Below are 13,248 nucleotides of genomic sequence, written 5' to 3'. Positions count from 1 at the left end.
TCGGGCACGAACTCGCGTCCTTACTCACCCTCCACTTTCACCTGCTCGATTCGCAACCCACTTCGTGACGGGTATAATTGTTAAATGACATTATGAACAAGTTCATTCAAGGCATCATTACCTTCTCGCTTAAGAACAAGGGCTTCATCTTCCTCATGACCCTGGTGGTGGTGGTGATGGGCGTGGTGAGCTACCGCAACACACCCATTGAGGCCTTCCCGGACGTGACCAACACGGAAATCACCATCATCACGCAGTGGCCCGGCCGCTCGGCCGAGGAGATGGAGAAGTTCGTGACCGTGCCCATCGAAATTGCCCTGAACCCGGTGCAGAAAAAGGCCTCGGTGCGCAGCACCACGCTGTTTGGCCTGTCGGTGGTGAAGGTGATTTTTGACGATGGCGTCGACGACGCCTTCGCCCGTCCGCAGGTGAACAACCTGCTGCGCGAGGTGGATTTGCCCGACGGCATCACGCCCGACGTGCAGCCGCCCTACGGCCCGACTGGCGAAATTTACCGCTACACGCTGGAAAGCAAAACCAAAACTGTGCGCGAGCTCAAAACCCTGCAGGACTGGGTGATTGAGCGCAACCTGAAAGCCGTGCCCGGCGTGGCCGACGTGAACAGCTTCGGTGGCGAAGTGAAGGACTACGAAATCAGCGTCAACCCCGGCAAGCTGCAGGATTTCGGCCTCACGCCGCTCGACCTCTACAACGCCGTGCAGCGCTCCAACATCAACGTGGGCGGCGACGTGATAAACGAAGGCCAACAGAACTACGTGGTGCGCGGCATCGGCCTGCTGAATAACATCTCGGACATCACCAACACCGTGATTAAGAACGTAAACGGGGTGCCCATTCTGGTGCGCGACGTGGCCCGTGTGACCGAAAGCGCCCTGCCGCGCCTGGGCCAGGTGGGCCGCGGCTACGACGACGACAAGCTGGAAGGCATTGTGGTGATGCGCAAGGGCGAAAATCCCTCGGAAGTCATTGCCCGCCTGCACGATAAGGTGGACGAATTGAACGCCAAAATCCTGCCGCCCGACGTGAAGATGAAAACCTTCTACGACCGGCAGCAGCTCATCGATTTCTCGACGGAAACGGTGATTCACAACCTGCTGGAAGGCATCGTGCTGGTGACGCTGATTGTGTTCCTGTTCATGGCCGACTGGCGCACCACGGTGATTGTGTCGGTGATTATTCCGCTGGCGCTGCTGTTTGCCTTCATCTGCCTGCGGCTGCGCGGCATGAGCGCCAACCTGCTGAGCATGGGCGCGATTGACTTCGGCATCATCATCGACGGGGCGGTGGTGATGGTGGAAGGACTCTTTGTGGCCCTCGACCACAAGGCGCACGAGATGGGCATGGAACGGTTCAACAAGCTTTCTAAGCTGGGCTTGATAAAGAAGTCGGGCCGCGACATGGGCAAGTCCATCTTCTTCGCCAAGGCCATTATTATCACCGCTTTGCTGCCCATCTTCTCCTTCGAGAAAGTAGAAGGCAAGGTGTTCAGCCCACTGGCCTGGACATTGGGTTTTGCGCTGCTGGGCGCGCTCATTTTTACCCTGACGCTGGTGCCGGTGCTGGTAAGCATTCTGCTGAAAAAGGACGTGCGCGAGAAAGAAAACTTCTTCGTGCGCGGCGTCAACCGGGGCGCGGAGCGTTTCTTCGCCTTCACTTACGCCCGCAAAACGGTCAGCCTGATTGTCGCCTTTGTCATCACGGCGGTGGGGCTGTATTCGTTTTCATTCCTGGGCTCGGAATTCCTGCCGGAGCTGAACGAGGGCTCGATTTACGTGCGGGCGCAGCTGCCGCTCAGCATCAGCCTGCAGTCATCGAACGAGCTGTGCAACGAGATGCGGCGGGTGTTTCTGAGCTTCCCCGAGGTGAGCGACGTGGTGAGCCAGACCGGCCGGCCCAACGACGGCACCGACCCGACGGGCTTCTACAACAACGAGTTTCTGGTGCAAATCAAGCACACGCCGGAGGTGGAGAAGAAGATGAAGTCCAAGGCCTACCGCGAAGATTTGGTGGAGCGCATGAAGGACAAGCTCGACCGGTTTACGGGCGTTGATTTTAACTTCTCGCAGCCCATCACCGACAACGTGGAAGAAGCGGCTTCGGGCGTGAAGGGCTCCATCGCCGTGAAGATTTACGGCACCGACCTGGCCACGCTCGAAGCCAAAGCCCGCGAAGTGTACGAAGTACTGAAAACCGTGAAAGGCATTGACGACCTCGGGGTGCTGCGCAACATCGGCCAGCCAGAATTTCACGTTGACCTCGACGAGCGCCGCATGGCCAGCTACGGCGTGAATAAGTCGGACGCCAACTCGGTGCTGGAAATGGCCGTGGGCGGCAAGGAGGCCACTCAACTCTACGAAGGCGAGCGCAAATTCCCCATCCGGGTCCGTTACGAGCCTCAGTTCCGTCAGACGCCGGCCGAAATCGCGGCCCTGATGGTGCCCACGCAATCGGGCAAAACCATTCCGCTTTCCGAAATCGCCAACATCGGCTCCGTGACCGGTCCCAGCCTGATTTACCGCGACGACAATCGCCGCTTCGCCGCCGTCAAGTTTTCGATTCGTGGCCGCGATATGGGCTCAACCATCAAGGAGGCGCAGGAAAAAGTGAACCGCCACGTGAAGCTGCCCGCCGGCTACGAGCAGAAGTGGACCGGCGACTTTGAGAACCAGCGCCGCGCCCAGCAGCGCCTCACGCAGGTGGTGCCCATCTCGCTGGGTCTCATCTTCTTCATCCTGTTCATCCTGTTCAGCAACCTGAAAGATGCCGGGCTGGTGCTGCTCAACGTGCCGTTTGCCATCATCGGCGGCATTGCGGCGCTGCTCATCACGCACACCAACTTCTCGATTTCGGCCGGCATCGGCTTCATCGCGCTGTTCGGTATCTGTATTCAGAACGGCGTGATTCTCATCTCCGTGTTCAAGCAGAACCTGGTCAAAAAGCACTCGCTCGACCACAGCATCAACGAAGGCGTGATTTCGCGGGTGCGTCCCGTGGTGATGACGGCCCTCATGGCCACCATCGGCCTGATGCCGGCCGCCATTTCCACCGGTATTGGCTCGGAGACGTCCAAGCCGCTGGCCATTGTGGTGATTGGCGGTTTGATAACGGGTACCATCCTCACGCTCTTTATCTTCCCGCTGGTGTTTGAGCGTTTCTACCGCTCGGAGCACACGCACTACGGCGACGATTTGGCCGCCGAGCGGGCCGCTCGTGAAAAACCGTTGCTTGTGCACTAGTTGAGCCCCGATATCGAAAGACAAAAAAGCCCGCTGCCGTTTCCGGCAGCGGGCTTTTTTGTGCCCGGAGGCTTCATGTAACCCTCATTGTTTTCTCATGAACTTTTCACCAAATTCTCATTTTCTAACTTATTTCTAGCCTAATTGGGAAGAAATGGAGTTGGATTGCTACCCTTACCCACCCGCTACGCTCATTCATGAATAAGTTTATTTCGGGCATTGTTGCCTTTTCGCTGAAGAATCGTTTCTTCATCTTTTTCATGACGGCCCTGCTGGTGGCCGGCGGCACCTATAGCTACGTGCACACGCCCATTGAGGCGTTTCCGGACGTGACGAATACCCAGATGATTATTGTGAGCCTCTGGCCCGGCCGCTCGGCCGAGGAGGTAGAACGCTTCGTGAGCACGCCCATCGAGGTGGCCATGAACTCGGTGCAGATGAAAAGCAACATGCGCAGCATCAGCATGTTTGGCTTGTCGGTGCTCAAGATTAACTTCGAGGACAACGTGGAAGATTTCTTTGCCCGGCAGCAGGTGAACAACTTGCTGGCCGGCGTGAACCTGCCCGCCGGTTGCGACTCGCACGTGCAGCCGCCTTACGGCCCCACGGGCGAAATTTTCCGGTACACGGTGCAGAGCCGCACCGGCCGCAGCACCAACGAGCTGCTCGCGATTCAGGACTGGACGGTGGAGCGGCAGCTGAAATCGGTGCCCGGCGTGGCCGACATTGCGGCCTTCGGGGGCACGCGTAAAGTGTACGAAATCAGCGTGAACCCTGCCATGCTGGCCAAGTACGACATGACGCCGCTGGAAGTGTACGACGCCGTGCAGAAGTCGAACATGAACGTGGGCGGCGACGTGATTGAGAAGAACTCGCAGAGCTACGTGGTGCGCGGCATCGGCTTGCTCACCAAACCCGAAGACATCGGCAACATCATCGTCAAGGACATCAACAACGTGCCCATTCTGGTGCGCAACGTGGCCCAGGTGACCGAGAGCAACGCCCCCCGCGTAGGCCAGGCCGGTCTGGACGACCAGAGCGACGTGGTGGAGGGCATCGTGATTATGCGCAAAGGCGAAAACCCGGCCGAGGTGCTGGGCCGCGTGAAGGCCAAAATCACCGAGCTCAACGAAAAGGTGCTGCCCAACGACGTGTACCTCAAAACGTTCTACGACCGCGACGTGCTGATGGACCACTGCACGCACACCGTTATTCATAACCTGATTGAGGGCATTGTGCTCGTGACGCTCATCGTGCTCATCTTCATGGCCGACTGGCGCACTACGCTCACGGTGGGCATCGTGGTGCCGCTGGCGCTGCTGTTTGCCTTCGTGTGCCTGCGCCTGAAAGGAATGAGCGCCAACCTGTTGAGTATGGGCGCCATCGACTTCGGTATTATCATCGACGGCGCGGTGGTGATGGTGGAAGGCATTTTTGTGGTGCTCGACCACAAGGCCCAGCAGGTGGGCATGGAAAAGTTTAACAAGCTGGCCAAGCTGGGTATGATTAAGAAAACCGGCGGTGAGCTGGGCAAGGCCATTTTCTTCTCGAAGCTCATCATTCTGACCTGCCTGCTGCCCATTTTCGCCTTCGAGAAAGTGGAGGGCAAGATGTTTAGCCCGCTGGCCTATACGCTGGGCTTTGCGCTGGTGGGCGCCCTTATTCTGACCCTGACGCTGGTGCCGGTGCTCTCGGCCCTGCTGCTGAACAAGAATGTGAAGGAGAAGCACAACCCGATTGTGAGCTTCTTCGACAATATTGTGACGGCTGCGTTTGGCTTCACCTACCGCCACAAGCTGCTGAGCTTTGGGGTGACCATGGCCATTGTGGTGGCCGGCCTTTATTCCTTCAAATTCCTGGGCTCGGAGTTCTTGCCAGAGTTGAACGAAGGCGCGCTGTGGGTGGAAACCAAGCTGCCGATGTCGTCGTCGCTGACGGAGACGAACAAGATGGCGGCCAACTACCGCCGCATTCTGCGCTCGTTTCCGGAGGTGACGTCGGTGCTGAGCCAGACGGGCCGCTCGAACGACGGCACCGACCCCTCTGGCATCTACTACGTGCAGGCGCAGGTCAACCTCAAGCCCAAGGAGGAATGGAAGCGCAACATCACGAAGGAGCAGCTGATTGACGAGATGGACAAGAAGCTGAAGGAGTACCCCGGCATCATTTTCAACTACTCGCAGCCCATCATCGACAACGTGGAGGAGGCCGTGGCCGGCATCAATGCCGCGCTGGCGGTGAAGATATTTGGCAACGACCTGAAGGAGCTCGACGGCAAAGCCAACGAGGTGATGAAAGTGCTCGGCAACGTGCGCGGCGTGAAGGACCTGGGCATTCTGCGCAACCTGGGCCAGCCCGAAATGAGCGTGCGCCTCGACCAGACCCGCATGGCTGCCTACGGCGTCCAAACCGCCGATGCCCAAACCGTGGTGGAAATGGCTGTGGGCGGCAAAGCTGCTACCCAGATTTACGAGGGCGAGCGCAAGTTTGACGTGACGGTGCGCTACCCCAAGCAGGACCGCGACACCGAAGCCAAGATTGGCGAGCTGCGCGTGCCCACCATTCGCGGTGGCAAAGTGGCGCTCAAGGAAATTGCCACCATCAAAACCGAGAACGGCCCGGCCTTCGTGTACCACGACAATGGCCAGCGGTTTATTGCGGTGAAATTCTCCATCCGCGACCGCGACATGGGCTCGACCATTGCCGAAGCGCAGAAGAAAATGGACCAGACCATCAAGCTCGGCAAGGGCTACCGCATCGAGTGGGCCGGCGAGTTTGAGAACCAGGTGCGCGCCACCAAGCGCCTGGGTCAGGTGGTGCCGGTGTCGCTGGTCATCATTTTTATCCTGCTGTTTATCACCTTCGGCAACGGCAAGGACGCGGCGCTGGTGCTGGCCAACGTGCCCTTTGCCCTCATCGGCGGCATTGCCGCGCTGCACATCACCGGCGTCAACTTTTCCATTTCGGCCGGCATTGGCTTCATCGCCCTGTTGGGGATATGTATTCAGAACGGCATTGTACTCATCACCGTGTTCAAGGAAAACCTGCGCAAGAAGCTGAGCCTGGCCGAGAGCCTGCGCCTGGGCGTGGCCTCGCGCGTACGCCCCGTGGTGATGACGGCCCTCATGGCCATGATTGGCCTTTTCCCGGCCGCCCTCAGCACCGGCATTGGCTCCGAAACGCAGAAGCCACTGGCCATTGTGGTGATTGGCGGGCTGGTGACGGCCACCGTGCTCACGCTGCTGATATTCCCGCTCATCTTCGCCTTTTTCTACCGCGAGATGCACCAGGATGGCCCCGCGCCCAAGCGGGTTGAGGAAGAACGGCCGGTGCTGGTGGGGGCGTAGCGCTGAGGCAGGCGCAAAAGAACTTTCGAGGGGCAAACCAGTTGTTCTCGGCGCAACGTATTTCCAGTGCGTCCCCCATCCTAATTTTCTCCCCGTAAATGGCCAATTCTAACACCCACGCCCAAGTTCAGGACTACTACGGCACCCAGCTGCAAACCAGTCAGGACCTGCTCACCAATGCCTGCTGCACCGACGACATTCCGCTGGCGCACCGCCGCATTTTGTCGCAGCTGGAGCCGGAGGTGCTGGAGAAGTACTACGGCTGCGGCGTGTGCATTCCGGAGGCCATCGAAGGCATCACGGTACTGGATTTGGGCTCCGGCTCGGGCCGGGATGCGTATTTGCTTTCCAAACTAGTGGGCGAAAACGGCCACGTCATCGGCGTGGATATGACCGAGGAACAGCTCGACGTGGCCCGGCGCCACATCGATGCGCACACCGTCACTTTTGGCTACGCCAAGCCCAATGTGGAGTTCCGCCACGGCTACATTGAGGACCTGAAATCGGCCAACATCCCTGATAATAGCGTGGACCTGGTGGTGAGCAACTGTGTGCTCAATTTGAGCACCGACAAGGAAGCTACCTACCGCGAGGTTTTCCGGGTATTGAAACCGGGCGGCGAGCTATTTATCGCCGACGTTTTTGCCGACCGTCGCGTGCCCGAAACCCTGCGCCAGGACCCCGTTCTGTACGGCGAGTGCCTGAGTGGTGCCATGTACACCGAAGATTTCCGCCGCCTGCTGTTGCGCCTCGGCATCAACGATTACCGCCTGATGAGCAGCCGGCGCCTCACCATCAACAACCCCGAAATCGAAGCCAAAGTCGGCAACATCGGCTTCTACTCGCTCACGGTGCGCGCCTTCAAACTCGACATCGAAGACAAGTGCGAAGACCACGGCCAGGTGGCTACTTATCTGGGCACGGTGCCCGGCCAGCCCCACCAATTCGTCCTCGACGACCACCACACGTTTGAAACCGGCCGCCCCATGCTGGTGTGCGGCAACACGGCGGCTATGGTGGCCGAAACGCGCTACGCACCGCACTTTAAAGTGCTGGGCGACACCAGCCAGCACTTCGGCCTTTTCGATTGCGGACCGTCGCCGATAGCCGTCGCGGCGGGCGAAGCGGTGAGCGGCAGCTGCTGCTAATTTACCACGTCTGATTTATGAGAAAGGGTGGGTGGCCAAATGACCCGCCCACCCTTTTTTGCGATGTTGTGTTGGGTTGTTAGCGTTTTAAGCGGGCTCGAAATGTAGTTAGCAAAGCGGCAGCTTCCGGGGCGGTGCCGGTTAGCAGCACGCCCGCGCCATATAGCACTGTGAGCACGCTGCCGCGCGTCAATAGCGTGAGAAATGCATTGCCGGTATCGGGCAGCATCCAGGCTGCCAAGCCAGCCACGGCCGCCACCAGCAAAATGCGCACGATGCTGCCATCGAAAGGCTGCATGCCATAGTTGCGCCACACAAACCAAGTTCGCACGGTGTTGATACTGACCAGCGCAATGCAGTAGGCCAGCGCCGCGCCGGCCAGCTCCAGGCGCGGAATCAGCAGCCAGTTGAGAACAACTACCGCGGCTGCGAGGGAGATATTGAATACCAAATCGAATCGGTAGCGCGGCGACGTAGCCACGATGATGCCATTAACACCCGTGATACCGTCGAACAACCGACCAGCCAATAACAGAAGCACCGCTGAGGTGCCCGCCGCGTATTCAGGCCGGTGAATTAGGCCGTAGATAAAGTTGAGATTCAAACCAATACCCAGCGCCAGGTAGCAGCCCAGCAGTGTGTTGATGCGGGTGCTGCGGCGGTAGAAGTCGGCCATCTTGGCCATGTTGCCTTCCTTCCAGTACTCAGCAATCAGCGAGAAAGCCGTTTTGTAGAGTGCCCGAAAAGGCAGGACCAAAGCCGTGCTCACATTGGTGGCAATGAGGTAAATACCTCCTGCAGCAAAGCTCACTTTGGCACCCACCATGAAGCTGTCGATGTTCAGCAACACCGTGCCCGAAATATTGCTCAAAAGCACAAACGCGCCAAAACCCAGCATTTCGCGCAGGGGCTTGATGCGCAACGCCGCCCGCGTAGGCCGCAGATGCAATTCACCGATAGCGGCTAGGTAAATGGCCAGCAGCACTGCCACTGCTCCGTAGGCCCCCGCGTATGCGAGCACGAAGCCATGAAAACTGATAATACCTTTGCTGTAAGCCACGGCTGCCCCGACCAGCATTAGCCGCAGCAAAATTTCCTGGCAAAAAGAAGAAAAGGACGTGTGGTAGAGTGAACGCAGGTACGCATCCTGCAACGAGCCCAGCATGATGCAAGCCGCTAGCACAATAGCTCCTAAGTAGTGGGGGGCGAGCAGGTCTGCGTCGTCCTTGGCATACCAGTGCAACAGCAGCGGCTTGCCCACCAGCATAGCCGCCGCTACTACCACGAAGCCCAGCATGGGCGGACCCAGCAGCAGCGGGAAAAAGCCCGCGTGGTTGCGCCCCTGATTCCGGAAAAATGGAAAATACCGGATGCCCATGTTGGCAAACCCAAAAGAGGCTACCTGTGCCCCAATAGTGGCCATCGGAAGCAGTACCGTTGCCACAAGACCAATCTGGGACGGCGAGAGCAGGCGCGGCAGCACCAGAATGGTATTGGCAAAGCCGATGGCCAGCCCGACGTAAGAAATCAGGGTGTTGCGAATGCCCTGGCGTTGAACGATGCCCAATTAGGTGGAGAGTAAAGTGTGGCACATGCTTCAGCGTGTGCAAGGTTTTTAGGCACACGCTGAAGCATGTGCTACGAGTCTCAAAGTTCGGCCACAATCTGGCTTCCGGTGAGAAAGGCCGCGCCCCGCTGCTGTAGGTAACTCATGATATCGGCAAACTGGCGCGGGCCGGTCACGGCGTTGGCCGGGTCAAAATGGTCGTTGTGCCAGAGCACCGTTGCCACCCCGCCAAAGCGTTCAATCTCCGCCAACATGGGGCGTAGCGCAGGCAGAATTTCCTCGGCTTGCAGCTGCAAGTAATTGGGATGGTGCAAGGTAGCATCCATCACGTTGAGCGGGATTTCTAGAAAGTCCTGTTCCTCACCCGTGGCAAAATTGAACGGATAAAACGGGTGGCAGTAGGAATTGCGAAAGCCGAAATGCTCGGCAAAGCCCAAGGTAGAATCGTAGGCAAACCAGTTGGCCGCGTCCACAATTGCCGGCGTCTGGCGCGGTTCCCAGCGCAGGTAGTGAAAGCGCAGGCCTGTGGCACCGTGCTGCAGGACGTCGATTTCATGTCCAAGTCGTCGGTCATCGGTCGCCGTTCCGAGGCTGCCATGCAGGCTGATTTCGCAACCTTGCACCTTTAGGACCTCCAGCCGCTGGAGCAGCGACGTTGATACCGCGTAGTCGGCATTAGGCGTGCCATCGGCCCCGGGCCGGGGTGCCGGCAATATAAAAAACGTAGACTTCGCGCCGTATTCAGCCGCGGCCGCGGCCACCGCCTCTAGGTTGTCCCAGGCATCGGGCTGCGTCAAGTGCTGCCACAGCTGCCGACCGAAACGCAGGAGCTGGCCCTGCTTCAAGGACGCTTTAGCAGGTGCTTTCCAGGCGCTGCGCAGGTTGTCGATATCGTGAGTGATGAAGGCCGCGAACGGAGCGCCGCCCGCCCAGGTCCGCGGCTGCAGCGCTTGGCCGGTAACGTGCTCCACGGCCGTCTTCAGCACATCGAAATAGTAGTTAACCACCGGCAAATCCACGAAGCTGTAGCGCTGCTGCACGCTGGCCGAATAGGGGAAACGGCCGTGCCGGTCCCGCTCGTCGGAGAAATATTCCTGCCAGCCGCTGAGCAGGTAGAAGGCCGCCGAAATGATGTCGGCATTGATGACTGCCCGGCCCGTGCTTCGCTCCATCAGCGGTGCCTGGGGGCGGTTATCAAAGAAAAAGGGGATGCGCTTTCCGGTCCATTCGCGGTAGTTGGCGGCAGCGGGATAGGGCGCATTTTGCTGAAAAAAGTTGCCCACTTCATCCGCCACGACTATGGCCGGATGGCTGTCCGGATAACCAATCTCCACGTTCGGCATGCCGGGATATGCCAGCCGGAAATGCCGCAACACATACGCCAGCCGCATTTCGGCCGTAACCGAAACGGCCCGCAACGGCGGCAGCGAAGTGGCAACTGGTATGGTTGTCATTGGCGCAAAAGTATTCGATGGTCAGCGAGTTGGCGCAGTCTGATTCAGCCAGTCATTTAATAGCGTTGCCGTGCGAATCTGACTCCTGCCTTCGTCGGGCGTGCCCAACGTGGCATTGTAATAAGCCGCCCGCAGGTAGAGGTCGGTGTGCTTATGCTGGGCGTATCGGCGCAGGGCGGCAGCCAACTCAGCGGGCGAGTCGGCTCGTTCTACGAGGCCGCGGGCGGCGTAGCCGTAGTAGTCGTTGGTGAGCGCAAACGTGCCGAAGCGAAAGTAAATGCTGGCCACGTTCAGCAGTGTGGCTTCGAGGTGGGTGGAGGTATCGGCCGCCACCAGTGCATCCTGCCGGAGCAGGAAATCGAACACGTTCTCCTGCCGGGCGCTCGACCATTGCAGCGTGGGCAGCAGCTTCCGCAGCGGCTCGAAGTCGCGGCCGTCGCTCGGATGCGGGCGCAGGGTGAAAGTGAGTTCCGGCAACTCCTGCACCAGGTACACCAGCGTGTCGACCAGGGCAGGCATGGGGTCGTGGATGTTGCAGGCAATGCCCACGCGGCGCACGGCGGGCGCCGTGTTTTTCTGGCTCAGGTAAGCATCGGCTTTGGGCATGCCTACCAACTCGACACGCCCTTGCACGGGCCCGCAGAGACGGTACTTGTCCAGCGCATCCTGGCCTTCCAGCAGGCTCAGGTCGAAGCCCAGCGGGGGAAAGTTGGCGCTCACGCTGGCGTGCTGCACGTAGGCCGTGGGCACGCCCTCGGCGCGGCAGGCCAGCAGCAGGGAGCGGGTGTCGTCGTTGTGGTCGTTGGAGAAAATCACGGCGCGGGGCCGGTAGTGTCGCAGCGCCCGCCGGTATACTTCATAGTAGCCAATGGCGTAGAAAATAAAGTCGAAAAACCGCCACGCCCGGTCGCCATCCGTTTTCAGCAAGCCGAAAAAGGCCAGCGGAAATTGCCAGTAGTGCAGCAGCTTGCGCCGCAACGAGAGCCGGTTCACGGCCGCATTGTAGCGCCCAATGTTCTTGGCCTGTCCCGCCACCAGCACGGCATCGGGCCGGGCCTTCTGAATGAATTCCAAGGCATCGTAGTTGTTGGCACTCACCACGTAAAGCCACACTTTGCCGTATAGGTCGTCGTGGGTTTTGATGGATTTGAAGATGTTGCCCACCAGCCGAAGCCCCGCATAGCCCAACACCCGCGCCAGTCGCTTCAGCGGGTTGGCCGGCGAAATGTCGGCCAGGGCCGCCGCCGGCAATGCCGCGAATATGGCCGTGAAGCGCAGCTGTAAAATGTCGCGCAGGCGTGGGATGAGCGGGAGCGTACGCGGCGGCATTACAGCGCCTCCCAAGTCAGCGGCGTGCCTGGTTTCAGGTCTTTTACCGCTTTGCGGCCCAGTACCGTTTCCCAATGGCGCGGCCACAGCCCATCCCCCGGACGAATAATTTTCAGGTTGTCCGTGGTGAATTCTTCGCCCGCCGCAATGGGCTTCGACACGTAGATGCTGCGCTTGTAGAGCCGGCTTTTTTCTTCACCGGTCTGAATGCAGAGCTGCACCGTGCCCAGCGCCTGGTGCGCCCGCTCGGTTTCCTCCACCAGCATTTTTAGTTCATGAGGTTCGAGCGAAAACGCCGAATCCACCCCGCCCTCCGCGCGGCTGGTAGTGAAGTGTTTTTCGATAACGCAGGCGCCTAGCGCAACGGCGGCTACGCTCGCGCCCACGCCCATGGTGTGGTCGCTCAGGCCGATGGGGCAGCCGAACGTTTCGGCCAGCACCGGAATGGTGCGCAGGTTGGTATTGGCCGGCGAGGCGGGGTAGGTGCTGGTGCATTTCAGCAGCACCAGCTCGCGGCAGCCGGCTTCGCGCAGCACCCGCACGGCGTCGTCAATCTCGGCCAGGGTAGCGGCACCGGTGCTCACAATCACCGGTTTGCCGGTGGCGGCTACTTTGCGCAGCAGGGGCCAATGGGCATTTTCGAAGGAGGCAATTTTGTAGGCCGGCACGTCCAGCGACTCCAGAAAATCAACCGCCGTTTCATCAAACGGCGAGCTGAAGGCCAGCAGGCCGTGCTGCCGGGCGCGCGCAAACAGCTCGGCGTGCCACTCCCAGGGCGTGTGGGCTTCCTCGTAGAGCTTGTATAAGTTCTTGCCCTCCCACAGCGACTGGCCTTCCTCGTCGATGGCGAAGCCAGTGTCCATGGTAATGGTGTCGGCGGTATAGGTCTGAAGCTTAAGGGCATCGACGCCCGCCGCGGCGGCGGCATCTACCAGCGCCAGGGCCCGCTCCAGGCGCTGGTTGTGGTTGCCCGACATTTCGGCAATGATAAACGGCTTGTGCGCGGGGCCAACCGGACGGCCGCCGATGGTGATTTCGGTCATGATTTTGGGGAGGCGAATCGGAAGCGCAAAGGTACGCGGGCCGTCGCGCGTTGTAGCGCGGGCTTTGTAGCCCGCGTCCCAAGTGTATTTCAACGGTGCGGCC

Annotated in this window: 7 protein-coding genes; 3 read left to right on the top strand and 4 right to left on the bottom strand. The window is 59.5% G+C overall.

Annotated elements, in window-relative coordinates:
• Positions 1 to 92: 92 nt before the first annotated feature.
• The 3 genes from JKL48_RS09790 to JKL48_RS09780 all read left to right on the top strand — a co-directional run bounded on the left by JKL48_RS09790 (position 93) and on the right by JKL48_RS09780 (position 7,752).
• Entirely contained in the window at positions 93 to 3,257 is a 3,165-nt protein-coding gene (locus JKL48_RS09790; RefSeq protein WP_201981871.1) for an efflux RND transporter permease subunit, read from the top strand.
• Positions 3,258 to 3,454: 197 nt separating this feature from the next.
• Positions 3,455 to 6,604 carry an efflux RND transporter permease subunit gene (locus tag JKL48_RS09785; RefSeq protein ID WP_201981870.1) on the top strand — a complete coding sequence of 1,050 codons (3,150 nt, stop codon included), beginning with the start codon at positions 3,455 to 3,457 and terminating at the stop codon, positions 6,602 to 6,604.
• A 98-nt stretch (positions 6,605 to 6,702) separates the two neighbouring features.
• The gene (locus JKL48_RS09780) at positions 6,703 to 7,752 is read left to right on the top strand and encodes a methyltransferase domain-containing protein (RefSeq protein WP_201981868.1); all 1,050 of its coding nucleotides are present in this window, start codon (positions 6,703 to 6,705) and stop codon (positions 7,750 to 7,752) included.
• 79 nt (positions 7,753 to 7,831) lie between these two features.
• Here the strand turns inward: JKL48_RS09780 and JKL48_RS09775 are convergent, their stop codons facing one another.
• The 4 genes from JKL48_RS09775 to pseI all read right to left on the bottom strand — a co-directional run bounded on the left by JKL48_RS09775 (position 7,832) and on the right by pseI (position 13,145).
• A complete protein-coding gene (locus JKL48_RS09775; RefSeq protein WP_201981866.1) occupies positions 7,832 to 9,319 on the bottom strand; it encodes a lipopolysaccharide biosynthesis protein in 1,488 nt (495 codons plus the stop codon).
• A gap of 80 nt (positions 9,320 to 9,399) precedes the next feature.
• Positions 9,400 to 10,773: a DUF7033 domain-containing protein gene (locus JKL48_RS09770; protein ID WP_201981865.1), complete on the bottom strand. Its 1,374-nt coding sequence runs from the start codon at positions 10,771 to 10,773 to the stop codon at positions 9,400 to 9,402.
• 21 nt (positions 10,774 to 10,794) lie between these two features.
• Positions 10,795 to 12,102, bottom strand: a complete 1,308-nt coding sequence (locus JKL48_RS09765) for a glycosyltransferase family protein (protein WP_236668708.1) — start codon at positions 12,100 to 12,102, stop codon at positions 10,795 to 10,797.
• Positions 12,102 to 13,145, bottom strand: coding sequence for a pseudaminic acid synthase (gene pseI, locus JKL48_RS09760; protein WP_201981863.1), 1,044 nt, complete (start codon positions 13,143 to 13,145; stop codon positions 12,102 to 12,104). Before pseI ends, JKL48_RS09765 begins: the two co-directional genes overlap by 1 nt.
• Positions 13,146 to 13,248: the final 103 nt, after the last annotated feature.

It is taken from the genome of Hymenobacter rubidus (assembly GCF_016734815.1).
In the GTDB taxonomy this organism is placed as follows: domain Bacteria; phylum Bacteroidota; class Bacteroidia; order Cytophagales; family Hymenobacteraceae; genus Hymenobacter; species Hymenobacter rubidus.
Note: the sequence above shows the minus strand (reverse complement) of the source record. Positions and strands in the feature narration are given on the sequence as shown.

Bases quoted from the DNA above. Each gene is read 5' to 3' on its own strand.
- JKL48_RS09765 (WP_236668708.1), bottom strand. From the start codon at position 12,102: ATGCCGCCGCGTACGCTCCCGCTCATCCCACGCCTGCGCGACATTTTA.
- JKL48_RS09770 (WP_201981865.1), bottom strand. From the start codon at position 10,773: ATGACAACCATACCAGTTGCCACTTCGCTGCCGCCGTTGCGGGCCGTT.
- JKL48_RS09785 (WP_201981870.1), top strand. From the start codon at position 3,455: ATGAATAAGTTTATTTCGGGCATTGTTGCCTTTTCGCTGAAGAATCGT.
- JKL48_RS09790 (WP_201981871.1), top strand. From the start codon at position 93: ATGAACAAGTTCATTCAAGGCATCATTACCTTCTCGCTTAAGAACAAG.
- JKL48_RS09780 (WP_201981868.1), top strand. From the start codon at position 6,703: ATGGCCAATTCTAACACCCACGCCCAAGTTCAGGACTACTACGGCACC.
- pseI (WP_201981863.1), bottom strand. From the start codon at position 13,145: ATGACCGAAATCACCATCGGCGGCCGTCCGGTTGGCCCCGCGCACAAG.